Origin of the sequence: Arthrobacter sp. GMC3 (assembly GCF_002929305.1) — a bacterium.
GTDB lineage: Bacteria > Actinomycetota > Actinomycetes > Actinomycetales > Micrococcaceae > Specibacter.
The window spans coordinates 1-24199 of record NZ_PJIO01000017.1; the positions used below are offsets into that span (position 1 = coordinate 1).

Here is a 24199-nt window from a genome sequence, read left to right on the forward strand (position 1 = left end):
CCCGCATCGGCCCCACCGTATGAGAACTCGAGGGACCAATACCCACCGAAAACAAATCAAAAACACCAACGGACATGGCACAAAGCCTCTCTCGCCGGGGATGGATCGGCTCCGGCGCCTTGTCTCACGTGGTGCACCCGATCGGGCGGCACCAGATCAAGGCGGGGTTTTCACTGGGCCATGATGAGACGATTCCAGTCTAGGCGCTCTGGGGTGGCACAGGGCTGTGGCTATGGAGCAGGCCGGCGACGGAAAGGTGCGTGTGGGACGTCGGCAGCGTGCCGTGGATTGTCCAATCGAAGGACTTAAATGCATAAGTGGTGACCTGAAATTAATCCGGCCACCACTTACCCCCAAAGTGTTGTGCGTCCGGCAGAGCAATCAGCCGTTCACACATTCATTAGTATGACAGATCTTAATAGAAAAGTGAACACCGCGTACTTAAAGGGCTGTGGGGCGCCTTATGAAGGATATCCAGACCATGGCCAGCCCCGCTGTCACCAGCAAGATGGAGGCAAATGACAGGATCCCCAGTAGCTGTGGCGGGTCCTCCCATGGTGTCATCTGTACCAGGGAAGCGGCAAACACCAGGACAAATCCGGCGCACAAGGACATGGCTGCTGCCCGGTCAAGCAGCGGGCGCCCGGACGACGCCGCACGCCAGGTGGGGAAAACCGTACACAGCGCGGCATATGCCAGATACAGTTTTCCAAACCAAGCGTAGGCCCGAACGGATGGCTGTTCGGCGAACAGTGTTAGGCCCGGGCTAGAGCCGTGGAGGTCCGACGCGAAGTAGGTGATCCAGATGCCAGCGGAACACAGGATCAGTACAGCTAGGCCCACGGGACCGCGAATCATCCGCCGAGCCAGCGGTGAATTGTAGGCCGCAGCAACTTTGGAGGCCAGTAGGAAAAAGACCGTGAAGAGGCTCAACCGCAAGATGACATTGGCGATATTCACCCCGCCGAGTAGTCCGTCCACGCTCACATAGATGGCGGGGATGCTGAGGGCCACGCTGACTGTCGCCATGGCGAACGCCCAAAACAGACCTCGATTGCGCCCCTGACGCATTGCAGGGAAACGCCAGAGCGTGCAAATGACACAGGCTGCTAATGCCGTCCATTGCAGAATCGCGGTCATCCTAAGTTCTCCCAAACCTTCTGTGCGGCGTCAGTGTCTGCCTCGATACGGCGCAACGTCCGGCCGAGTGATTCAAGTCGCTCTGCTGCGAGCAAAACAAGCGCGCTGTCAGGTGTCTGACGTAAGGCCACCGAGCGGGCTCCGGGCAGCCAGCCGGCCTCGCCGGGTGAGAGAAACCCGGAAGCTACCAATCCGTTGGCCAGTCCGACACCGGCGATTCTGGCGCTGGCAACGGCTAGTTCCGCGGTCAGCCTGTTGCCACTGATTTGCGTTGACAGGTTTTGCGGGGCAATTCCGACTTCCCTGGCCACCTGCGCCCGAAGATCGGCCGGTCCGACGGCGTCCAGCCACGTTCGAACGGAGGCCCTGTGGTGCGGCGGGGAAAGCTCGAGTACGGCGGCATCGGGGCCGGCATCTGAGCGCTGGCGGCGTTTTAGGATTTCAGTCAAGAGGTCGGTGTCGGAGACTTGGCTGAGTAGCTCGGCCGATGTCGGGGGCTTTAACCCCGTGGCCAGGTCGTTGAACTTGGCGAAAGCAGACAAGGAATCGACCACCGGTAGTTGAAGCGAGCGGCTCACGGCAGCAACCGTTGCCACGGAGACCCGGCCCCTGACAAGCTGCTGAGCCAAGGTGGATCGCTTGATGCCGGCGGCGCGGCAAACCGCTGCGTGGCTGGTGGTGCCAGCCACGCCGGCAAGCCACTGTTGAAAGGCTTTGGCCGGGACAGTCACGGCAGGGTACCTCCCTTACTTGCTGGGCATGCCGGCGCCGATGTCATCGGGGAATGTCTCTTTAGGTGTCTTGCGGGTCTTGTGAATCGACTATTCCACGGAAACGGCTGCCGACGCCGTCGAACTCACTGCGGCGCCAGCCTGGAATGGGGGAGGGGAGTTCATCGTTGTGGTGGAAGTCGCACAAGACAAAGGTAAATTCCGGCCACCATTTCTTGGGCCGGGCAGTTTCGTGGAAATCGCACAGGTAACAGCGAAGCTCCACCCAGATGGGGCGTTTGCCGGTCGAGTTGGCCCGGGACTGAGCAAGCCAGCTTGGCGGGTTCGCATCGAGTTCATGGACGTCCGAGGCTTTCATCCGCGAGGGGATGCCATTCCGTGCGGCCATTTCCGGTGGAATGTTAAGTGCCTGGGAGATCTGCCGGCGGTTCAGTGAGGGGTTCGAAGTCGAGGAGTTGTTTGCCATGTTCCCTTAAGGATAGGCGTACCCCGTCTAAGAGGGAACTTGGGAGGCAATCTCAAGGGACCCAATGCGCTGCCTGAGTGGCCTCCAAGGCGCTCCGTATTAGTGCTCGGCCTGTCAGCTTTTGTGACGTGAGAAACGCCACAATGTGGCGGGAAATTGGCGCGAATTCGGCATTGTTTTGATGGTGGTACCAAGAAATTGGGGGCCATACCCTATGCTGTGGGAAAACAGTGGGAATTTAAGGGCGCAAATCCGGCTTAGAGGAGCTATGATGGGGCGCTGAAATACCCCGCCGAAACCACGAGCACTTCAGGAGTTTGAAAACCGCATGGCAACGGATTACGACGCACCCCGCAACAAGGACGAAGACCACGAGACAGAGTCGCTGCAGGCTCTCCAAGTGCAGCGTGGCGGTGCCCAGACGGCGCACATTGACGTCGAAGATTCTGACACCGCCGAAGGCATGGACCTGCCCGGCGCCGACCTCTCCAACGAAGAACTCGTTGTCCAGGTCATCCCGGCACAGGAGGATGAATTCACCTGTTCCTCCTGCTTCCTGGTCCGCCACCGCAGCCAGGTGGCCCGCGAAAAGGACGGCATGCTGTTCTGCAAGGACTGCGAAGGCTAAAACCCCGCACAAGCTTCGGCTTGGCGTCCAACACCAAGGAAATGATGATGAGCGCACACCACCGTGTTGCCGAGCCATTGGACATGTTTGCCGTGCCCGAAGTATCGGCTGCGGAGTTGCTCCGTGAGCCGCATCTGGTGGGAAACGCCCCGTTCACGGTGATTGGTGCCGCAGCGGGTTCAACAGATATGACGTACAGCGAACTGCGCGAGAAATCCGCGCGGTTCGCTGCTGCTTTAATCACCCTTGGCGTGCGTCGCGGGCATCATGTGGCCACGCTGGTGGGAAACTCGGCTGAATTGGCTATTGCTCTGCTTGGCATGTGGCGCCTCGGTGTCATCAACGTGCCGTTGCTTAGCGAGTATGACCACGAGGGGATTGCCTTGCGTCTGCTCTCAAGTGGCGCGCGCCTGGTGATTTGCGATGCCGACCAGCGCAGGAAACTTCTCCCACAGGGCGAGATTCCCAATGACGCTTCACCGTTGGTGGTTGTGACTCGCGGGGAGGCTTTTGGTTACGATCTCGCTTTTTCGGAGATGGTGGCCGGGACTGGGGCGTTTGCCCAGCCTCACCATAAGCCTGTGGATCTTGTGGTCGACGCCGGTCTGGTTGCCATGGGCGACGACGACGTCCTTGCGCTACTGTTCGCCCCGGCAGGGGAGGGAGTCCTGAAGGACGTTCCGATCACCTCGGCGGCGGTTGAGTCGATTATAGATGACCATGGCACCGCCCCGAATATCTTCGGGGACGATTTTTTCTGGAAACGAGCGGATCCGGGCTGGGGCTATGGGCCGTACTTTGCCTTGTTGGCGCAGCTGGCCGCCGCGGACGAGGGGATCTGAGTTGGGACGGCGCAATGCACCGCAGGAAAAATCCACCGGGTTCAACACGTCCGCCGCCTACATGGTGGTTGCCAGTGTGGGCTTCGCTTTGGAGGTGGCCATGGTCGCGGCATTCGTGTACTGGGGTTTTGCGCAAAACGCCCCCTGGAACCTGGTCCTTGGGCTGGGAATCCCGGCACTGGTGGTGGTCCTCTGGGGAGTCTTCATGGCACCGCGCAGCGAGCGACGCCTTCCCGAAGGAATACTGAGATGGGTTGCCTTGGGAATTTTTCTGGTGGCGGGCCTGGCGCTCATTGCCGCGAACTCGCTGGTTCTTGGTATGGCCATGCTCGTTGCCAGCGTGGGGTACTTTATCGCTGAGCGGGCACTGGCCCGCAGCTAGGTTCTTAGCAGGGCCGCGTGAGGCGGTTTTGGCGAGATCAGCGTTCCGAATGGGGGCTCATGAGCGAACCTCCGGTGAGTTCTTGCACTGTGCAGCCCGGGTGGGAACCTTGCGTGACCACCCACAGCGAGATGGCAGCTTCATCGCCCAAATCCAGCACGACGACGTCGTCCCTGGCCGGCGCATCTGACTCAGTTACCTCCGGCCCGGGAGAGGATAATCTGCGGACCTCAAGGGTCCCGCCGAAGGGGCGTTTGCCCACAACTTCCAGTACCGTGTCCACGCCGATGCCATGCTGCCACAGGTAGCGCAGCAGCTCGGGGTCGTGGTCGCTGATACGGCTGACTCGGCCCCGGTGTCCGGGATCCAGTTCGTCCAGGCGGTGGGAAGGCGGCATGGTGATGCTGCCGTCGCGGTCGGGGATGGGGTCGCCATGGGGATCACGGGTTGGGTGGCCCAACTTCGCCGACATGCGCTCAATGAAGGTCTCGGAGACGGCGTGCTCCAGGTGTTCGGCCTCGTCATGGACCTCGTCCCAGGAATAGCCGAGCTCACGGACAAGATAGGTCTCAAGCAGGCGGTGGCGGCGAACCATTGCCAGGGCAAGCGTCAACCCGGGCTTGGTGAGGTGGATGGGGCTGTAGGGTTCGTGGTCCACTAGGCCCTGGTCCTTGAGCTTGCGCACCATTTCCGAAACCGAGGAGTTCGCCACGCCCAGACGTACCGCAAGTTGCGTGGACGTGATGGGCTTGTCCTGCCACTCGGTGAACGCGTAGATGACTTTGACATAGTCTTCGATGCTGGAGGAGGTAGGGGTCGCTTTCACATGTTCCAGCCTACCGGCTACGCCCTGCCGGAAAATGTCAGCCACAGCAACACGCCGTTGAGCGCAACAATCAACACCACGCTGATCAAAGACGCCAAACGCAGGGGAAGTCGATCCCGGTGGATGCCCATGAGAGCTTTGCTGGACGTCAGGCGCAGCAGCGGGATTAGGGCGAAGGGGATGCCGAAGCTCAAGACGATTTGGCTGATGATCAGCGCCCAAGTGGGGTTCACGCCCAGCCACAGCAGGCCGACGGCGGGGATCAGGCTGACAACCCGGCGGGTCAGCAGCGGGATGCGGACCTTCAAGAGGCCGTTCATGATGGTGGCCCCGGCATATGCCCCCACCGAGGTGGACGCTAGTCCCGAGGCAAGAAGCCCAACGGCAAACACAACACCAATCACCGGTCCAAGGCTGGTCACGATCGCGGCGTGGGCTCCTTCAATGGTCTCGGTTCCGGCCACGCCGTCCAGAGTAGATGCGGCCAGCAGCAACATGCCGATGTTCACGGCTCCTGCCAGCAGGAGTGCGATGACTACGTCCCAGCGGGTGGCCCTGATGATATGGGCCAAGCGTTCCGGGGTGGTGCGGGCGTCGGTATGCCGGTCTTTGGCTAGTTGTGAATGCAGATAAATGGCGTGCGGCATCACAGTGGCACCAAGCATGCCAGCGGCCAGTAAAACGCTGTCGGGTCCGTGGAAGCGCGGCACCATGCCAGCCAGCATTCCGGCAGGGTCGGGTGGACTCAGTACCAGCCCGGCCAAGAACCCCACCGTAATGATGACCAGCAAAAAGATGATGATGGATTCGAAGCGGCGCTGGCTGTGGCGGTTTTGAACTGTCAGCAGGGCCATGGAGGCAATGCCCACGATGAGCCCGCCCAAGGGAAGCGGAACACCGAACAGCAAGTTCAGCGCAATGGCGCCGCCCACCACCTCGGCGAGATCGGTGGCCATGGCAACCAGCTCTGCCTGGGCCCAAAAGAGGCGCCGTGCGGTGGTGGAGAACCGCTCGCCAAGGAGTTCGGGGAGGGATTTTCCGGTGACCACACCGAGTTTTGCCGACTGGTACTGGATCAGCATGGCCATGAGATTTGCCGCCACCAGAACCCAAACCAGCATGTATCCAAAGGTGGCCCCGGAGGTCAGGTTCGCCGCGACATTCCCGGGGTCAACATAGGCGATGGCTGCAACGAAAGCCGGTCCCAGAAGAAAGACAAGTCCGCCCTTGCCCCGAGAAGCCGGGCGATTGGATACTTTCGTGTTCTCCAGCAAGGCCTATCCCTTCGTTACGCCTAAATAAAACATTTAGGTATACCGAAATTATAGGGGGCGTGCCGTTTGTTGTCGAGCGTTGCCTGTGGGTTAGGCCGTGGCCCGCCAGGTCTGGGTCAGGTAGGGGAGGTCAAGCGCCTCGCCCGAGGCATGGCCCAAGTGATCAAAGAGGTACCATCGCAAGTTATCCAGAACCTTGGTGCGGATGGCGTCGTTGGCCTTGAGGTAGTAGCTGCGTGACTTGACCAATTCCAGCAAATCTTCCGGGGTCACCGTCTGCTTCCAATGTGTTTCATGACTTTCAAGGTTCGAAAATTCAGGCCCAACTTCTGGCCGAAAATCAGGTTTGTGGACGTCCCCCGCATGCATGATCCGGGCCAGCCGGTGCACCCACGGCACGCTGACATCTAGCTGGTTCCAGACGAGCCCTAGCACACCGCCTGGACGAAGAACCCGGGCAAGTTCGGAGCTGGCCAGCATGGGGTCACACCAGTGCCAGGCTTGTGCCACCACGGCCACGTCGGCCGATCCCGACTCCACATCAAGGTGCTCGGCCTTGCCCAAAAGAATGTGGACCTGTGGCAGATTGCGGTGCAGTTCAGCCAGCATGTCTGCCGAGGGGTCGACGGCGGTTACCCGCCACCCGCCGTCGACCAACAGTTGGGTGTATTTACCGGTACCGGCGCCAACATCCAAAACGTCGTGGACGTCGGCGCCCGCGGTGAGCCATTGCAGCGACTCTGGGGGATAGCCCGGGCGGACAGTGTCGTAGTGCTTGCCACCCGTCTGAAAAGCATCGGCCATTTCTGTGCGCCGGGTGCCATCAAAGACCGGTCCGCCTGTCCCTGCCATGGTGCTCCTGAAAAAGTTGTGCCGAATTGCCCGCTCAACTCTACCGCGGCTTCCGGCGACACCCGCCAGGACTTAATCAGTGGTGCAGGGCGCGGCGCCGGCTGTGCCGGGGGTGTTCGGTGCCCATGACGGGAAGGCGCGGGAATCGTTTGCGGGTACCCAGCGTCCGGCGTCAACCACATAGTCCCAGCCCAGGCCGTCGCGCAGAAGAGTTTCCACGCCGTCGATCAGGCGCTGAGCGTCCTCCAAGCGGGAGCCAACACCAAAGCTGGCCCGCAGCGAACCCGAGGCCAGGCCCAGGCGGCGCAACACCGGATGGGCGCAGAATTTGCCGTCACGCACGCCCACACCGTGCTCGGCCGAAAGGTACGCTGCGACCAATCCGGCGTCGTACCCGGCAACCGAGAAGTTCACCACGCCGATGGAGCCGCAGCCGGCATGGCTGTCCGAATCTGAAAACAACTGGTGCACGGTGACCCCGTCGAGGGCCGTGAGCCCGGCAACCAGATGTGAGCGCAGCTGCTGCTCATGGTGGTGCCACTGGCCGGCATCCAGGGCGCCGAGCACCTGGGCAGCCCTGGCCAGGGTGGCTGCCCCAAGAACGTTGGGTGAGCCGGCCTCGTGGCGGGCCGGGCCCTGGGTCCACTGCACGGACTCGAGCCTGACATCCTTGACAGCGCCCCCACCGGCGAGGTGCGGCTTGCCGGTATCGAGCCAATCGGATCGACCCACCAGCACGCCGGCGCCAAAGGGGGCGTAGAGCTTATGCCCGGAAAAGGCTACATAGTCAATGTTGCTGGCGGCGATGTCGATGCGGCGGTGGGGTGCAAGCTGGGCCGCGTCCACCACAATGCGCGCCCCGTACTTATGGGCCAGCGCGGCAAATTCTGCCACGGGAAGCACCTCACCAGTCACATTGGAGGCACCCGTGATGGCCAGAAGCACCACATTTCCCGCGCGCAGCTGCGTCTCCACACGGGACAGGGTGGCTGCGATAGTATCCGCGGCCACCACCGAACGGTGGGGCAGGGCCTGCCACGGCAACAAGTTGGCATGGTGTTCAATGTCCAAGTACAGCACCTCGCCGTGGGCGTTGGAAACGCCGTCGGTGAATCCGTTGCCTTCCAGCAGTGCCTGTACGCAACCAGCCAAAAGGTTCAACGAATCGGTGGTGTTTCGGGTGAAAATGACGGTGTCGTCAGGCCGGGCCCCGAGGAAATCGGCCACGATGTGCCGGGCGTTTTCGTAGACCGAGGTGCTGACCTGCGAGGCGAATCCTGCGCCGCGGTGAACACTGGCGTAGTAAGGCAGAATCTCGGCCAGGTGTGCGGCCACATCCTCAACAGCCGGGGCGGATGCCGCGTAGTCGAGGTTCGCGTAGCGGACGGAGCCTCCGTGGATCAAGGGGGCGCTTAGATCATTGCCCACCACGGGCAGCAGCGGTGAACTTGCAAGGGAAATCTTTTCCAAGATGGCAGAACTCATGAGGCTTCCTTAAACAGGAAGGATTTCTTGCTCCGCCCTGTCGCCAAAAAAAAGCCAGCAGAGCCAAAAAATCCGCGCTTGCCATGACCGCTCCGGCCTGGCCAGGTCGTCACCCGGGGCACCCCGCCGCGAAAGGAGGGTTGCCGGCCAGCAAACCGGGGTTTAGCGCTGGCACTCGTGACCTATGCAAAAAATAGTAGCCCAACACCGCGAGCGGCGCATTTGTTACGTTGCATAACGGGCCGTGGTGGGCAAGGGTCCAAGGCAAGAAAAAAGTACGACGGCGTTGACCGCCGTCGTACTTAACTCAGCTGCGCTTCTTGGGATTCTCAGGCGAGAAGATCGTCCCATCCCGGGTTCAGGCGGCGCAAAACTTCCGCATGCAAGATCGAATTGGTGGCCAGGGCATTGCCGCCAAACGGGCCATCCACGCCCTCCAGTGAGGTGAAGCGGCCACCGGCCTCAGTCACGATCGGGACCAATGCCGCCATGTCGTACAGGTTCAATTCGGGCTCGCAGGCGATGTCAACGGCACCTTCGGCAACCAGGCAGTAAGACCAAAAATCACCATAGGCGCGCGTGCGCCACACGTCATCAGTGAGGCCCAGAAATTCCTCTCGATTGCCGCGTTCGGCCCAGCCGTTCAAGGACGAAAAGGAAAGGGAGGCGTCGGAGAGCTCGGAGACGTTGGAGACCCGGATACGTGTTGCTGTGGCCAGCGACTTGCCCATGTAGGCTCCGGTGCCCTCCGCGGCCCACCAGCGCTTGCCCAGGGCCGGGGCGCTGACGAGCCCCACCACGGGCCTGCCGTCTTCAACCAAAGCGATCAGGGTGGCCCAGACAGGAACCCCGCGGACAAAGTTCTTGGTGCCGTCAATGGGGTCGATGATCCAGCGGCGTGAGCCGTGTCCGCTGCTGCCGAACTCTTCGCCCAGCACGGCGTCGCGGGGCCGAACCCGCGACAGCTGGCTGCGGATCGACTCCTCGGCCGCCTTGTCCGCATCGGTTACAGGCGTCAGGTCCGGCTTGGTCTCAATCTGCAAGTCAAGTGCCTTGAAGCGGGACATGGTCAGGGAATCGACGCTGTCGGCCAGAACGTGGGCCAAGCGCAGGTCATCGTTGTACGTCTGAGGGGGCGTCATACTCATCACGTTATCGGTTATTGGGGCCGCCGGCCGACTGGCACGCAGGTGGTCCTGTCATTTTCCGACGGCGGAACCGCTATTCCCTCGGCTCGGAAGGCGGCCCAACATTTTTCCGTCTGGGCCCACGAGCGCGAGGGACCCTCTGCGAGCTTGCGAGCGGTGGGAGCGCTTGGGGCCTATCCGACGCGTCGGCCGCGGGCGGCCTTTGGCGTCTCCTTTACGTCGACTACAAAAAATGTTGGCTCCGCCCTCCTCGGCATGGCCACCCGAAATGCTGGGCCCACAAGCGCGAGGGACCCGGCACGAGCGAAGCGAGTAGTGGGAGCCTTGGGGGTCAGTCGATCTGGCCTAGTTCCTTGGCCTCGGCGCGGCCCTCGGTCCTGTCACTGGTGCCCAGCAATCGTCGCAGTGACGCCAACCGGGCGGGTCCGGCGTCGCCCGCGTAGCCTGCGGCCACGTAGGGGTCCAGGCCGCAGTTGACGGCAACGCTGTCATGCTTGCAACCGCGTTCGCAGTCGTCGGTGCCGGGTTGCAGATCGGGGAAGGCCTGCAAGATCCTGTCGGGGTTGACATGCGCCAGTCCAAAGGAGCGGATACCCGGGGTGTCAATGATCCAGGAGCGGGGTTCGCCGTCCTGGAGCCGCAGGGCCAAAGCGGAAGATGAGGTGTGCCGTCCGCGGCCGGTGACGGCGTTGACGCCGCCGGTGGCGCGCTGGGAGCCGGTGAGCGCGTTGACCATGGTGGACTTGCCCACGCCTGAATGTCCCACCAGGACGCTGACCTTGCCGTCAAGGTATTCACGCAGTTGTTCGACGGCGCCCCCAGCGAGCAGGGCGGAGTCGCCGTCGTCGCTGCGAGCGTCAATGGCGGAGGCGGCGTCGGCCGCGCCCGCGGAGGCTGTGCGGCTGATGACCACCGTCATCTCAAGGTGCTCGTAGTTGGCCAACAGTTCCGCAGGGTCTTTGATGTCTGCCTTGGTGATCAGCAGGATCGGGGCGATGCCAGAATCGTAGGCAGCCACCAGGGCGCGGTCGATGAAGCCCGTGCGCGGCTCCGGATTTGCCGCTGCCACCACGATGACGAGTTGGTCGGCGTTGGCCACCACCACCCGCTCGATGGGGTCTGTGTCGTCGGCGCTGCGGCGCAACAGCGTGCGGCGTTCCTCCACACGCACCAGGCGCGCCAGGGTGTCCGGCTTGCCGGAGGTATCGCCCACCAGCGCCACGAAGTCACCTGCCACCACGGGGGAGCGGCGCAGCTCGCGCGCCCGGGCGGCGATGAGCACCCGCTCGGCGGGCAGGTCCTCATCCACGATGGCGGTGTAGCGGCCACGGTCCACGGTGATGATGCGGCCAATGACGGCGTCGTCGTGTGCGGGCCGGTCCTTGGTGCGTGGCCGGCTGCCCTTCTTGTTCGCCCTGACCCTGACATCGGATTCGTCCCAGGTGCTGTAGTCGCGTGCCATCCGCTTACGCCTCGATCACAGCGGTCTGAGCCACCATATCGGCCCACATTTGCGGGAAGGTGGGCATGGTCTTGGAGGTGGTGGCGATGTCTTCAACCTCGATGCCGGGTACGGCGAGCCCGATGATGGCGCCTGCGGTGGCCATCCGGTGGTCCTCGTAGCTGTGGACCACGCCCGCGTGCAGGGGAGCGGGCGTGATGATCAGTCCGTCGTCGGTTTCGACGGCGTTGCCGCCCAGAGCATTGATCTCGGCAACCAGCGCCGCCAACCGGTCGGTCTCATGCCCACGAAGGTGGGCGATGCCACGCAACTGCGATGGGCCTGTTGCCAAAGCGCAGAGAGCGGCTATAGAGGGGGCAAGCTCGCTGGTGTCGGCGATGTCCACGCCAAGAATTTCCGGTCCGCCCGTGACACTCAAGACGCCGTCCTCTAATGTCACCGTGGCACCGAACTGTGGCAGAATTTCACGCCATTTATCGCCCACCTGGGTGGTGTTCAATGGCCAGTTTGGGATCCTTACGGTGCCGCGCGAGGCCAATGCGGCGGCCAGGAAGGGGCCGGCGTTGGAAAGATCCTGTTCCAGAACCACATCAAAGGCGGCAATGGGGCCCGGCTGAACAATCCAGTGCTTGGGCGTGGAGTCATCCACCGTGACCCCCAAGGACCGCAGCACTTCAATGGTCATGGAAATGTGATCAACGCTGGGTACGGAGTCGCCTGTGTGCACCAAGTGCAGGCCCTGTGTGAACCGGGCGGCCACCAGCAAGATGGCGGAGACGAACTGCGAGGAGGCGCCAGCGTCAATGGCGACATGGCCGCCCTCAACGGTTCCGGTGCCGTGGACTGTGAACGGCATGAACCCGTCCTCGCCGCCGGAAACTTTCACGCCCAATGCGGTCAAGGCGGCCAGAACGGGCGCCATGGGGCGCACCCGGGCGGTGGGGTCGCCGTCGAACGCCACAGACCCGGACAGCAACGCTGCCAGCGGGGGAACAAAGCGCATGACAGTTCCGGCAAGCCCGCAATCAATGGCGGCGTCAACGGAGGAACCGGCCGGGATGGGGGTAACCACCAGGTCGGGTACCGTTCCGGTCCCCGGCACCTCTTCAATGCCGACGCCCAAGGCGCGCAGGGCCCCGATCATCAGTTCGGAATCACGGGACTGCAGGGGCGCACGTAGCCGGGACACGCCGTCGGCCACGGCGGCCAATACCAAATACCTGTTGGTCAGCGATTTGGACGCCGGGATGGTGACGGTAGCGTCCAGGGGTGTTGCGGTAAACGGTGCGGGCCAAAGGGCGGATGTCATGGGTAAATTACTGTCCTGTCACGTCATGGGCGAGCGCGCGAACGCTCTTGTCGGCATTCTGAATTTTCTTGGTGGCGGTTTTCTTGCCCGACTCAAGGAGTCGTTCGGCGCGCCAAGCAATGCCCGGACGGCCCGCAGTGTCGACACTTACCAGAAGGGCCCCACCTAGCAGGCCGATGTTCTTGGCCAGCTGGCTGCGGCGATGTGCCTTACCTTCCTTGGTGTCCGTAGCGGCGCTGCGATACTCCACAACAGTGCCCAGCCCGGCGGTCAGGGCCAGGATCACGGCGGCGGGTCGGGAAAACTTGCCGGTAGCCACCAGCACACCGGCACCCACTTGGGCCCCGGCCAGGATCCGGGCCAGCGTGCGCTCACTGGCCTGCACCGGAAGTGCAGCCGAAACGCGGCTCAGAACCGGTGAAAGCTGCTGTGCAGTTTCCTCGGAGCGGCGGAGCTTGTCCAAGCCCGAAAGGATGAAGGATGAGGCAAGCATGGGGCGGGCAAGTGCGCGAACTAGTGACAAGGTGGCCTCCGTATATGTGCTGAGAAACGCCCGGCGCCAAGCCGGGACGTTTCATCCTTGTTCCAAGTCTCGCACTTTGGTGCAGTGTTTGCGGAATATCCCGCGGCGTCGCCCGGTTTGCAATGGTAGTAACAGGGCCGTGGAGCCCGGTGGACGGCTTTAGCAAATAGGTGAAGAAAGGTGGCAATGCAGACACTGACAGTAGACTCGTTAGTGATGAACATTTCCGAGCCTGAGCAAGTCATTGAGTCCGCTGCCCAGCCAGGCAGCGACAAGTCCATTGAAGTTGTGCCCCCGGTGAATACCGATGTGGACACAGTTGATGTTGCCAATGAGAGTGTTGAGGCACGCCGCGCCCGTTTTGAACGTGACGCCATGCAATATGTTGACCAGTTGTATTCGGCCGCCATGCGCATGGCCCGCAATCCCAGCGACGCCGAGGACCTGGTCCAGGAGGCCTACACCAAGGCGTTTTCGGCCTTCCACCAGTACAAGCCCGGCACTAATTTGAAGGCTTGGCTGTACAGGATTTTGACCAACACGTACATCAACCTTTACCGCAAGCGCCAACGTGAGCCGTTGCAGTCCAATGCCGATTCCATCGAGGACTGGCAGCTGGCACGGGCCGAGTCGCACACCTCCCGGGGGTTGCGATCGGCCGAGGCTGACGCCTTGGACCATCTGCCGGACTCCGACGTGAAGAATGCTCTTCAGGCCATTCCGGAGGAATTCCGGCTGGCAGTCTATTTTGCCGACGTTGAAGGCTACGCGTACAAGGAAATTTCAGAGATCATGAACACCCCCATTGGGACCGTGATGTCACGGTTGCACAGGGGACGGAAGCTGTTGCGAGACATGCTGGCCGACTATGCAGTAGATCGCGGATATGCCAAGGGCGCCGCGAATGAACTTAAGGAAATGGAGAAATAATCATGGGCGACTGCCAGAGCCTGGGTGATTGCGACGATGCGCGCGTCGGCCGCATCTATGAATACCTTGACGGCGCCTTGTCCCGCGAAGACCTGATCGAGATCAAGGTCCACCTGGACGGCTGCGCCGACTGCGCCCAAGAGTACGACCTTGAGTGTGTCATTCGCACCGTGGTGAAGCGTTCCTGCAAGGAAGCGGCTCCCGCAACGCTCAAGGCAGCCATACTGGCCCGCCTCCATGAAGGCCGCCCAGCCGAGGTTTAGTCGGCTGGCGGACGCAGTGATATGGTGCTGTGGGCACTTGCCTGCCGTCCCGTCACGCGCCGCAGCATAGACCCGGCGATCTGATGCGCCGCCGCTTTCGCCAGCTCGGCCTTATCCCCGCTGAATAGCTCATCCACGCTCTGGCCCCACAACTGCAGCCACCGGTTGAAATGCTCAGGCGTCAGCGGCTCCTTCGCATGGATTTCGAAGTGGACCTGTAGGGCATTTCTGTTGTACAGGCCCGCTTTGAACAGCACCGTCTGCCAAAAGTCGGCCATGATGGGCAGGTGCCGTGTAAGGTCCAGCGGCACCACCTGCGTAAAAATTGGGCCAATGAGCGGGTCGGCAAAGGCGCGCAGGTAAAAGGTCTGCACAAGTGTCACGATGTCCTCCCGCCCGGCAATGTCACGAAGGCTGTTCGCCGTGGCGTTCTGGGCCCGCTGGTAGGTGTTTACGTTCGACGCCGTCCTGCCGGAGCCCAGAAGCCGGCCAGCCTGCGGTGGGATATCCATGTTAGGCAGCCACGTCCATGACGATCAGGATGCCAGCTACGGGTAGGGCAACAGCCTTCAACGCCTCGGACGCTATGTAGGCCATATGCAAGCTGGTGCCGACCTTCGCTTTCACGGGGGAGCCGCCGTCGTGCGTAAGAGCCGTTTGAGCCAGCGCCAGGGTCCGCTGCGCCATGGCCGGGCGCAGGGCCAGCATCTGCAAGGCCAGGGCCGCCATGGACAGGATCAGCAATGCGCCTGCCGCTGCCGAGACCACCTCGCCAGCGAAGAGCCACGCCACAACAATGATGATGGCCAAGACGGCCTCTGCACGGTTCAAGGCCTGGAAGACCAACCGTCCGATCCCCACGCCCAGGGCGTGCGTCATGCCGGGTGCCCGAAATTTCAGGGGTGTCTCGATGAAGGAAATGGCAACGATCATGCCAAACCAGACGAAAGGCACCATGGTGACCAGGACAAGTGCGATCATGTCAACGGCTTTCTAAGGGCGGATGCTCACTTCCACTTTAGCGATGAACACACAAAAGCCCGTCCCGCCACTTGGGCGAAACGGGCTTTTGCCCATAAGTCAAGACTTAGGTGTTGGGACGCTTACCGTGGTTTGCGCCGCTACCCTTACGGTCCCGACGCTTGCGTGAACGCTTTGACATAGCTGCCTCCAATCATTGAAAAGATCCGAATAAGATCTGCCCCCTAGTCTCCCATATCCGGCAGTTATGCACCTAACTGGGGTCTCTGGCAGTGAAGTGTTCACAGCGCGCGAGGCGCCTGCTACTTCAAGAGCCATCCAGTGGCTTCCCGGAACTCACGCTCAAAGATGGGCGTGAGGGTTTCCATGAACGTGCGGGTGACGTGGTTGTCGTCCTTGTAGACAATGACGTTTCCAATCACCGCCGGGCAACTCGTGTCGGGGCAGAAGAAGCTGCTGAAATCCAGGAATTTCGTGCCAGGCAGGCTGGGAGCCACGGCGTCGGTGGGGGAAATTTCCGGGTAGATCTCATCCCGCAATGCGCCACAGCCGGTGTAATCGGCAGGGGACTCCTCCATGCACTGCGGAACCGGAGTCAGGGTGCGCGGGGTGTCCCTTACGGCGAGAACCTCGATGCCTGCCTCGTTCAGCTTCTGCACCTCCCTCACCCAGCCAGAGTCGAGGCGTTCCACATAGCCGGGCCGGGCATCAGTGCGTGTGCTTGATGTCAGGACGAGGTCAGGCTTCATGGCCAGCACCTCCTCCAGAACGCTTTTGTTGAACTCGATGCAGCCTTCGGAGATGCCATCGCTCGGGTCATCGCCAAGGGGGCAACCACCCTTTGTTATGGTACTCAGTTGCCAATTGTTCTTGGCGGCAATCTCGATGACGGGAGTGGACAGCACATAACTATGAGAACTTCCCAAAGCCACAATGCTCTTGGTACCGGAGATGTTGCCGTTGGTGCACCGGCTGGTGTCCTCTTCCGTGTTCTGCACGCAGGGGATTGGATAATGCGGCCATTCGTCATCGATGGTTGCCAAGGTGGGGAGCAACGCTGCCCCTGGGTCCGATCTGTCCACGTAGCCAGGAAAGAGTGACGCCGCGCCAGGGTTGTTCCTTTCCGCCTGGGCCATGAGGGCATGATTGACGCTATTTAGGTGTACCTGCCAGCTGCCAAGGGGCACGGCCACCAGGGTGAAGCAGACAGCGACAACTATCAGTGCGCGGCGCTTGTTTTGGCCAAGCCACTCGGTGCGGCGAAGCGGAGTGTCAACCCATTTGGTCAGGGCCCAAGCGGCCGCGACCGACACTACTATGATGCCAAGGCCGGACAACGGGCCAGCCTGGTCCGTTTTTGCGACAACCAAGAAGATGACCAACAGCGGCCAGTGCACCAGGTAGAGGGCATACGAGCTGTCACCAAGCTTGACCAGCGGTTTCCAGCTAAGGAAGCGGTCCGCGCCGAAAGGGCTCTCCGTGGATCCTGCAACAATGATGAATGCGGCGGACAAGGTGGGCCACAGTGCCATGTAGCCGGGGAACTGCTGGCCCACCTGAAGGACCAGCCCGCAGGACAGCATGCCGATGATGCCAAGCCACCCCAGGACGATCCGGGTGGGGCGTTTGAATCGCAGATACGGCAAGACCAGTGCCAGCAGTGACCCCAAGGCAAATTCCCACAGCCGGGTCCGGGTGTCGAAGTAGGCGAACTCTTGGTTGCTGTGCGTTGTGACGATTGAGAACACCAAGGAAACGCTAAAGACTGCGCCGAACATGTAGATCAACAGCGGGCGAATTTTTAGCTCATACCGACGCGCGATGATCAGGGCGAGGGCAAAAATCAGGGGCCACAGAATGAATATTTGACCTTGGATGGACAGCGACCAGAAGTGTTGCAAGGGGCTGGCCACACTGTGGTCGGTTGCATAGTAGTCCACCGACTTGGAGGCCAGGAACCAGTTTTGGAGGTAAAAAAGCGATGCCCAGGCCTCGCCGAATATGCCGTTCCAGCGGGTCTGCGGAACAAACAAGTAGGTGGCCCCAAGCGTTGCCAGCAAGGTCACCGCGATCAAGGGCAGGAGCCGCTTGAACAGGTGGGCCCAATACTTCAGCAGCTCCAGCGGACGCCCGGCCTCAAGTTTTCTGGTGAATTGGCCTGTCAGCAGGAATGCGGAGACCAACAGAAAAATGTCCACACCGCCGGAAATACGCCCAAACCAGACGTGGTAGGAAACCACCATGAGGACAGCCAGAGCGCGGAGGCCCTGGACCTCTGGGAGGAACTTACGTTGCGCGGATGTGTGGACTTCAGGCTTCCTTGCAGCCGATCTCCTACCAGAGGATTTCGGCTTCGTGGCGGTGCCTAACGACATAAATTAATACCCTTAGCAGTTTTCGTTGCCGACGCGCGACACTGATCCCCATAATTCCAGCATAACAATTCGTGGCCGGGAGGCGACCTTTTGGGATCTATCCCACAGGCCCAGCGCCCCGCCTGGCACATGGAAACGCCTCCTGCATCGGCCCGCGCCCGGTGGGAGAGCGAGGCAACGCAGGAGGCGTTGAATCAAGAAATGACGCGAGTGTTGCCCATGAGCCTAGAGTGCCTCGGGGAGATCCAGCCACTGGTACCAGCCGCGGTGCAGCACCAGCCAAGCCATCAGACCATAACCTGCCTGGCCCGGTGCACCCGCATTACTGGCCACATCATTGCGCCACTGCTCGTGGTTCTGCAAAGGCGAGAACGTGTCAACATAGTGGTGCTTGCGGCGGGTGGTGACATCGGCAAAGGCCGTGTTCAGCTCGGCCAGCTTGCGGTTCAACGCCGGGTCAAGCGACGGTGGCGGGCCCACCACGAACACCGGGATGTTCAGCTGGGTTGCACCGTCCAGAATGTTGGCCAGGTTCAGACGGCTGCGAGCCGTGGAAAGTCCGTACTCGATGTCCCTGCCCGACAAACCAATGACCAGACGGTTTTCGTGAAAGTCGTCAAAGCGCTTGCCAGCCTCGTGCAGCCAACGCCCGGCCAGAGCCTCAGTTCCTTCCCTGGGACTGGCCAACACATACGGCTCAACCGTGATGCTCTCCTGCGGTGTCCTCGCCAGGACCCGGCCCAGCCAGCCAAGTGCGCGCGGATCGCCCACTCCAGCAACCAGCTCGTCTCCAACGGCCACAATTCGCAGTTCACGCTTTTCCACGGTTCCCCTTCCACCTACGTACATCAAATGAAAGATGCCCGGCCTGTTCTCTGTGCTTCGCACAGCTATGCAGACCGGGCATCGACCAACTTATTAGTTGCGCTCGAACGCTTGCTTGACGAGCAATGCCTGCTCCACAGCGTGGATCTTTGCAGATCCCGTGGCCGTGGCAGCGGATGCCTTGCGGGAAACGCGCCCCAACTTCTTATCAAGCTCGGGGGCCAGGTTGAGGCCCATGAACGGCCACGGTCCCTGGTTGGCGGGCTCATCCTGTGCCCATACAACTTCAGCGTTGGGGTACTTGGCCAGTTCAGCCTTGATCTCCGCAAGCGGCAACGGGTACAGCTGCTCCACACGGATGATGGCGGCCTTGGTGTCCGCGCTCTTCTCACGTTCTGCGAGCAGATCGTAGTACAGGCGTCCGGAAACCAGGATGACACGGTCGACGGCGTTGTTGTCCACCGTCGCATGGTCGCCGATCACCGGGCGGAAACCGCCGGTGGTGAAGTCCTCCACCGAAGAAGCGGCCGCCTTCAGACGCAGCAACTGCTTGGGTGTGAAGATGATCAACGGCTTGCGCGGGCGGCTGTACGCCTGGCGGCGCAGCAGGTGGAAGTGCGAGGCGGGAGTCGTGGGGTTAGCCACGATCATGTTTTCTTCGGCGCACATCTGCAAGTACCGCTCGATGCGAGCTGAGGAGTGGTCAGGTCCCTGGCCTTCGTAGCCGTGCGGAAGCATCAGCACCAGTGAGGAACGCTGTCCCCACTTTTGCTCAGCCGAGGAAATGAACTCATCCATGACCGTCTGGGCGCCGTTGGCGAAGTCGCCGAACTGGGCCTCCCAGATGACCAAGGCATCGGGGCTCTCTACCGAGTAGCCGTATTCGAAGCCCATGGCGGCGTATTCGCTGAGCAGGGAATCGTAGATCCACAGCTTGGCCTGGCTGTCGCTCAAGCCCGTAATGGGGTTCCAGACATTTCCGTTGGCACGGTCGTGGAACACTGCGTGACGCTGCACGAAGGTGCCGCGGCGCGAGTCCTGGCCGGCCATGCGGATCGGAACGCCTTCCAGGAGGAGGGAGCCAAAGGCCGCAAGTTCGCCGAAGCCCCAGTCAATGCCGCCTTCACGGGACATGACCTCACGCTTTTCCAGCAGAGACTTCAACTTCTGGTGGACGGTGAAGCCCTCAGGAATCTCAGTGTGCACGGCGCCAATGCGTGCCAGTGTGGCAGCGGAGATGGCGGTGACCTTGGGATCGTTGATGCCGCCGTCGGCCTGCTGGGAGATGGGGCGTTCCAGATCGGAGACAGCCGCAGCATCCTTGGTGATGATCGGAATCGGTGAGGTCTGGGCTGCGTGGGTTTCCGCAAAGACGCGTTCCAGGCGTTCCTGGTAGTCGCGCAGCAACTGCGAGGCCTCGTCCTCAGTGATATCACCGCGGCCAATCAGGGCCTCGGTGTACAGGCGGCGCACCGAGCGCTTGGCCTCAATGAGGTTGTACATCAACGGCTGGGTCATCGAGGGATCATCACCCTCGTTGTGCCCGCGGCGGCGGTAGCAAACCATGTCGATGACAACATCCTTGCGGAAGCGCTGCTGGAACTGGTAAGCGAGCTGGGCCACGCGGACCACGGCCTCGGGATCGTCTCCGTTGACATGGAAGACGGGGGCCTGGATCATCTTGGCCACATCGGTGGAGTACACCGAGGAGCGTGAGGACGACGGCGCCGTGGTGAAGCCAACCTGGTTATTCACCACAATGTGGATGGTTCCGCCTGTGCGGTAGCCGCGCAGCTGGGAGAGGTTAAGCGTTTCGGCCACCACGCCCTGGCCCGCGAAGGCGGCGTCGCCGTGCACCATGACCGGCAGTACGGGGAAGGCCTCGCCCTGGTCAAGGCGGTCCTGCTTGGCGCGAACAATGCCTTCCAAGACGGCATCCACGGCTTCCAGGTGCGAGGGGTTCGCGGCCAGGTAGACCTTGGTTTCGTTGCCGGCGTCGGAGGTGAACGTGCCCTCGGTGCCCAGGTGGTACTTCACATCGCCGGAGCCCTGGACGCTGCGTGAATCCTGGGTGCCCTCAAATTCGCGGAAGACCTGTGCATAGGTCTTGCCGGCGATGTTGGTGAGAACGTTCAGGCGGCCACGGTGAGCCATGCCGATGGCAACCTCGTCCAGGCCGTCGTCCGCGGCGTCGGAAATGATCGAGTCAAGCAGCGGAATCAGGGATTCGCCGCCCTCCAGGGAGAAGCGCTTCTGGCCAACAAACTTCGTCTGCAGGAACGTCTCAAACGCCTCGGCAGCGTTCAGCTTGGAGACAATGCGCAGCTGCTCTTCGCGGCTCGGCTTGGAGTAGGGGTGCTCCAGCTCGTTTTGGAACCATTCGCGCTGTTCCGGTTCCTGGATGTGCATGTACTCCACACCCGTGGTCCGGCAGTAGGCGTCACGGAGCACACCAAGAATGTCGCGGAACTTCAGCATGGGCTTGCCGCCGAAACCGCCGGTAGGCCATTCGCGGTCCAGATCCCACAGCGTCAGGCCGTAGGTGAAGATATCCAGGTCGGGGTGCTTGCGCTGGACATACTCCAGGGGATCGGTGTCGGCCATCAGGTGGCCGCGCACGCGGTAGGAGTGGATCAGTTGCTGGATGCGGGCGACCTTGTTGATTTCATCGGCCGGGTCAACCTGCATGTCAACGCGCCAGCGAACGGGCTCGTAGGGGATACGCAGGGACTCAAAGATCTCGTCGTAGAAGTTCTCGGCGCCAAGGAGCAGCTGGTGAACCTTCTTCAGGAACTCCCCGGATCCGGCTCCCTGGATGACGCGGTGATCATAGGTGGAGGTGAGTGTGAGGATCTTGGAGATGGCGCTCTGGGCGATGATCTTCTCACTGGCACCCTGGTACTCGGCTGGGTAATCCAAAGAGCCGACGCCGATGATGGCGGCCTGACCCTTGGACAGGCGCGGCACGGAGTGGACTGTGCCGATGCCGCCGGGGTTGGTCAGCGACACAGTGGTGCCGGAGTGATCATCCGCGGTGAGCTTGCCGGCGCGGGCGCGCTTGATCAAGTCCTCATAGGTGCGCCAGAACTCGGCAAAGTTCAGCGTCTCTGCCTTCTTGATGTTCGGGACCATGAGCAGGCGGGTGCCGTCGGGCTTGGGCATGTCAATGGCGATGCCGAAGTTCACGTGCGGCGGCTGGACGGCGACCGGCTTGCCGTCGATGACGTCGTAGTAGACGTTCATGGACGGGAACGCTGCCAGCGCGCGGATCACGGCATAGCCGATCAAGTGGGTGAAGGAGACCTTGCCGCCGCGGGCACGGGCAAGGTTGGAGTTGATGACAACACGGTTGTCGATGAGAAGCTTCGCCGGAATGGCGCGAACGCTGGTTGCCGTGGGCACTTCCAGGCTGCTGATCATGTTGGCGGCAATGGCCTTGGCCGGTCCGCGCAAAATGGAGGTGACAGCCTCGTCGGGGACCGAGGTGTCCTTGGCGGTCTTGGGCAGCTGGGCCGGGATGGGCGTAGTGCCCGTGCGGGCGGCATCCTTGGCAGGTGCTGGCGGGCGGGGGGCTGCCGGTGCTTTCGGGGCCACGGCGGGAGCTGCCGGTGCAGCAGAGGCCGGGGCCGTCGTCGTGCTGGCAGCAGGAGCGCTCACCGGAGCAGCGGCAGCCGCCGGAACTACCGGGATTTGGGCCGTAATTGGAGTGGAATTTGCGGCTGCGTGGCGTCCGTTGCCGGCTGCTTCATCGGCGTCAAAAGACTCAAACAGTGACCACCACTTTGTGTCCACAGAGTTTTTGTCGCTTTGGTAGCGCTCGTACAGTTCATCGACGAGCCACTCGTTTCCGCCAAATTCTTCGGGTAGACGGTGGATGGATTGCTCTGGCACGTGTGTTACGCCTCTTCCATGAGTTCTTGTTGCCCGCTGTGCATGTTTTGCACCCCGCGCATGCCCCAGGACTGGGCGCATTTACGCAATGCAAGCTATTTTTTTCGATGGTCGGGGTCCAACAAACCCCTACCTCGTGTAAGTCTAGTGAGCATATTGGTTTGCAGGCCAATCTGGCCCGTGGTGAGTCTGGAACTATGTTGGAGGAATGTCCGGTTTTTTACGACGAACGGACGGATTTCCTGACTAGACTTCCAAGTGCCGCATCCGCGGCCTGCAAGTTCGCAACGACCGCCGTGTCGGACTCATTTTGGAGTGCTCATGCGTTTTCTCACCCCGCCTGCCACAGACCTGACGTATTCGGACGTCTTCCTCGTCCCGTCACGGTCAAATATCACTTCCCGGCTGGATGTTGACCTCTCCAGCGGAGACGGCACCGGCACCACCATCCCGCTGGTGGTTTCGAACATGACGGCCGTGTCCGGCAAACGGATGGCCGAAACGGTGGCCCGCCGAGGTGGCATCGCCATCTTGCCGCAGGACATCCCCCTTGATGTGCTTGGCTCCGTCATCGAATGGGTCAAGCTCCGGGACACCCTCTATGAAACGCCCGTGGTGATGAACGGCTCGGACACCGTCATCGACGCCGTGCACCTGATGACAAAGCGGTCCCACAACGCAGTAGTCATCGTTGAGAACGGCATCTTTGCCGGCGTGGTCCGCGGCGCAGACTGCGAGGACGTTGACAGATTCACCTCCCTCTCCGCCGTCATGCGCTCCAACGTACACACTCTGGACGCTGCTCCCTTCGACGCCATCCGTGCCCAGGCCGACGCCGGCACTCTCTCCGCCGCTGATGCCAAGAGTGCCACGGATGTTGCCTTGCGGGAGGCCTTCGCCTTTTTGGATGCCGCCGGCACCGACTTTGCTCCGGTACTGCGCTCAGGCGCCGTAGTTGGGGCGTTGACCCGTACCGGGGCACTGCGCTCCACCATCTACCAACCGGCGGTGGACGACGCCGGGCGTCTTCGCATCGGTGTGGCAGTGGGCATCAATGGAGATGTCGCCCAGAAAGCTGCTGCGCTCTTGTCGTTCGGCGTGGACGCGTTAGTGGTGGACACCGCGCACGGACACCAGGAAAAGATGTTGGACGCGCTCCGGGCAGTGCGTTCCCTTGCGCCCACGGTTCCGGTGGCTGCCGGCAACGTGGTCAGTGCCGAGGGTGTGCGGGACCTGGTGGCAGCCGGAGCCGACATCATCAAAGTGGGCGTGGGACCGGGCGCCATGTGTACTACCCGGATGATGACGGCCGTGGGACGCCCGCAGTTCTCCGCCGTGCTGGAATGCTCCGCGGCCGCCGCCGCGCTGGGGGCCCACGTGTGGGCCGACGGGGGAGTGCGCTACCCACGCGATGTGGCGCTCGCACTGGCCGCCGGGGCCAGCCAGGTCATGATCGGCTCGTGGTTCGCCGGCACCTTTGAAAGCCCCGGCGACCTGCAGGTGGACGCGGGCGGCAGGCGCTACAAAGAGAGCTTTGGCATGGCCTCGGCCCGGGCAGTGCAAAACCGTTCAGCTGGCGACAAAGCGTTCGAGCGCGCACGCAAGGGTCTCTTCGAGGAAGGTATCTCAACGTCCAAGATGTACATTGACCCGGCCCGACCCGGCGTTGAGGACCTGCTCGACATGATCACGGCAGGGCTTCGCAGCTCGTTTACCTATGCGGGAGCCTCGTCCCTGGCGGAGTTCCGGGAACGCGCCATCGTGGGCGTGCAGTCAGCCGCAGGCTACGAAGAAGGCAGGCCGCTGCCGCAAAGCTGGTAGCGGAGGCGGGCCAGGCACGGCGGCGGACCGGCATTCCCTCGGTCG

Annotated in this window: 23 protein-coding genes and 1 riboswitch; of the genes, 6 read left to right on the forward strand and 17 right to left on the reverse strand. The window is 61.9% G+C overall.

The window, feature by feature from the left end; all coding sequences use genetic code 11:
* The 4 genes from CXQ94_RS23270 to CXQ94_RS18895 all read right to left on the reverse strand — a co-directional run.
* A partial coding sequence (locus CXQ94_RS23270) for a serine dehydratase beta chain (protein WP_146070221.1) occupies positions 1 to 76 on the reverse strand: 76 nt, incomplete at its 3' end.
* 365 nt (positions 77 to 441) lie between these two features.
* Complete coding sequence (locus tag CXQ94_RS18885; protein WP_104092145.1) at positions 442 to 1029, reverse strand: hypothetical protein; 588 nt, start codon at positions 1027 to 1029, stop codon at positions 442 to 444.
* Positions 1030 to 1136: 107 nt separating this feature from the next.
* Positions 1137 to 1871 carry a hypothetical protein gene (locus CXQ94_RS18890; protein ID WP_104092146.1) on the reverse strand — a complete coding sequence of 245 codons (735 nt, stop codon included), beginning with the start codon at positions 1869 to 1871 and terminating at the stop codon, positions 1137 to 1139.
* Between the two features lie 61 nt (positions 1872 to 1932).
* Entirely contained in the window at positions 1933 to 2337 is a 405-nt protein-coding gene (locus tag CXQ94_RS18895; RefSeq protein ID WP_104092147.1) for a hypothetical protein, read from the reverse strand.
* 328 nt (positions 2338 to 2665) lie between these two features.
* On the opposite strand from CXQ94_RS18895, the gene CXQ94_RS18900 reads away from it, so the two are divergent.
* From CXQ94_RS18900 to CXQ94_RS18910, 3 genes are read left to right on the forward strand one after another with little or no spacing between them, the layout of a single operon-like run.
* Entirely contained in the window at positions 2666 to 2965 is a 300-nt protein-coding gene (locus tag CXQ94_RS18900; protein WP_104092148.1) for a DUF4193 domain-containing protein, read from the forward strand.
* Between the two features lie 47 nt (positions 2966 to 3012).
* Positions 3013 to 3807 carry an AMP-binding protein gene (locus tag CXQ94_RS18905; protein WP_181034307.1) on the forward strand — a complete coding sequence of 265 codons (795 nt, stop codon included), beginning with the start codon at positions 3013 to 3015 and terminating at the stop codon, positions 3805 to 3807.
* Position 3808: 1 nt separating this feature from the next.
* Positions 3809 to 4189, forward strand: a complete 381-nt coding sequence (locus CXQ94_RS18910) for a YrdB family protein (RefSeq protein ID WP_181034308.1) — start codon at positions 3809 to 3811, stop codon at positions 4187 to 4189.
* 37 nt (positions 4190 to 4226) lie between these two features.
* On the opposite strand, the gene CXQ94_RS18915 is transcribed toward CXQ94_RS18910, so the two are convergent.
* The 8 genes from CXQ94_RS18915 to CXQ94_RS18950 all read right to left on the reverse strand — a co-directional run bounded on the left by CXQ94_RS18915 (position 4227) and on the right by CXQ94_RS18950 (position 13068).
* Positions 4227 to 5015: a metal-dependent transcriptional regulator gene (locus CXQ94_RS18915; RefSeq protein WP_104092151.1), complete on the reverse strand. Its 789-nt coding sequence runs from the start codon at positions 5013 to 5015 to the stop codon at positions 4227 to 4229.
* 17 nt (positions 5016 to 5032) lie between these two features.
* Positions 5033 to 6286 carry an Nramp family divalent metal transporter gene (locus CXQ94_RS18920; protein WP_104092196.1) on the reverse strand — a complete coding sequence of 418 codons (1254 nt, stop codon included), beginning with the start codon at positions 6284 to 6286 and terminating at the stop codon, positions 5033 to 5035.
* Positions 6287 to 6379: 93 nt separating this feature from the next.
* Positions 6380 to 7141, reverse strand: coding sequence for a class I SAM-dependent methyltransferase (locus CXQ94_RS18925; protein ID WP_104092152.1), 762 nt, complete (start codon positions 7139 to 7141; stop codon positions 6380 to 6382).
* Between the two features lie 72 nt (positions 7142 to 7213).
* Complete coding sequence (locus CXQ94_RS18930; RefSeq protein WP_104092153.1) at positions 7214 to 8626, reverse strand: aminotransferase class V-fold PLP-dependent enzyme; 1413 nt, start codon at positions 8624 to 8626, stop codon at positions 7214 to 7216.
* Between the two features lie 69 nt (positions 8627 to 8695).
* Positions 8696 to 8809: riboswitch (SAM riboswitch) on the reverse strand.
* A 146-nt stretch (positions 8810 to 8955) separates the two neighbouring features.
* Positions 8956 to 9768, reverse strand: coding sequence for a histidinol-phosphatase (hisN, locus tag CXQ94_RS18935; RefSeq protein WP_104092154.1), 813 nt, complete (start codon positions 9766 to 9768; stop codon positions 8956 to 8958).
* Between the two features lie 337 nt (positions 9769 to 10105).
* The gene (locus CXQ94_RS18940) at positions 10106 to 11236 is read right to left on the reverse strand and encodes a ribosome small subunit-dependent GTPase A (RefSeq protein ID WP_104092155.1); all 1131 of its coding nucleotides are present in this window, start codon (positions 11234 to 11236) and stop codon (positions 10106 to 10108) included.
* A 4-nt stretch (positions 11237 to 11240) separates the two neighbouring features.
* Complete coding sequence (aroA, locus tag CXQ94_RS18945) at positions 11241 to 12545, reverse strand: 3-phosphoshikimate 1-carboxyvinyltransferase (protein WP_104092156.1); 1305 nt, start codon at positions 12543 to 12545, stop codon at positions 11241 to 11243.
* A gap of 7 nt (positions 12546 to 12552) precedes the next feature.
* Complete coding sequence (locus tag CXQ94_RS18950) at positions 12553 to 13068, reverse strand: DoxX family protein (protein ID WP_104092157.1); 516 nt, start codon at positions 13066 to 13068, stop codon at positions 12553 to 12555.
* Positions 13069 to 13284: 216 nt separating this feature from the next.
* On the opposite strand from CXQ94_RS18950, the gene CXQ94_RS18955 reads away from it, so the two are divergent.
* Together CXQ94_RS18955 and rsrA are read left to right on the forward strand one after the other, a co-directional pair.
* On the forward strand, positions 13285 to 13998 hold the full coding sequence (locus CXQ94_RS18955) for a sigma-70 family RNA polymerase sigma factor (protein WP_258067236.1): 714 nt from the start codon (positions 13285 to 13287) through the stop codon (positions 13996 to 13998).
* Between the two features lie 2 nt (positions 13999 to 14000).
* Positions 14001 to 14261, forward strand: coding sequence for a mycothiol system anti-sigma-R factor (gene rsrA, locus CXQ94_RS18960; RefSeq protein WP_104092158.1), 261 nt, complete (start codon positions 14001 to 14003; stop codon positions 14259 to 14261).
* On the opposite strand, the gene CXQ94_RS18965 is transcribed toward rsrA, so the two are convergent.
* The 5 genes from CXQ94_RS18965 to CXQ94_RS18990 all read right to left on the reverse strand — a co-directional run bounded on the left by CXQ94_RS18965 (position 14258) and on the right by CXQ94_RS18990 (position 22333).
* Positions 14258 to 14773: a group III truncated hemoglobin gene (locus tag CXQ94_RS18965; protein ID WP_219817091.1), complete on the reverse strand. Its 516-nt coding sequence runs from the start codon at positions 14771 to 14773 to the stop codon at positions 14258 to 14260. The genes rsrA and CXQ94_RS18965 overlap by 4 nt on opposite strands.
* 1 nt (position 14774) lies before the next feature.
* Positions 14775 to 15242, reverse strand: coding sequence for a hypothetical protein (locus CXQ94_RS18970; protein ID WP_104092159.1), 468 nt, complete (start codon positions 15240 to 15242; stop codon positions 14775 to 14777).
* 302 nt (positions 15243 to 15544) lie between these two features.
* A complete protein-coding gene (locus CXQ94_RS18980) occupies positions 15545 to 17617 on the reverse strand; it encodes an acyltransferase family protein (protein ID WP_104092160.1) in 2073 nt (690 codons plus the stop codon).
* Positions 17618 to 17842: 225 nt separating this feature from the next.
* On the reverse strand, positions 17843 to 18442 hold the full coding sequence (locus CXQ94_RS18985; RefSeq protein WP_181034309.1) for a GDSL-type esterase/lipase family protein: 600 nt from the start codon (positions 18440 to 18442) through the stop codon (positions 17843 to 17845).
* A gap of 93 nt (positions 18443 to 18535) precedes the next feature.
* Positions 18536 to 22333: a multifunctional oxoglutarate decarboxylase/oxoglutarate dehydrogenase thiamine pyrophosphate-binding subunit/dihydrolipoyllysine-residue succinyltransferase subunit gene (locus tag CXQ94_RS18990; protein WP_104092162.1), complete on the reverse strand. Its 3798-nt coding sequence runs from the start codon at positions 22331 to 22333 to the stop codon at positions 18536 to 18538.
* A 321-nt stretch (positions 22334 to 22654) separates the two neighbouring features.
* On the opposite strand from CXQ94_RS18990, the gene CXQ94_RS18995 reads away from it, so the two are divergent.
* Entirely contained in the window at positions 22655 to 24154 is a 1500-nt protein-coding gene (locus CXQ94_RS18995; RefSeq protein ID WP_104092163.1) for a GuaB1 family IMP dehydrogenase-related protein, read from the forward strand.
* Positions 24155 to 24199: the final 45 nt, after the last annotated feature.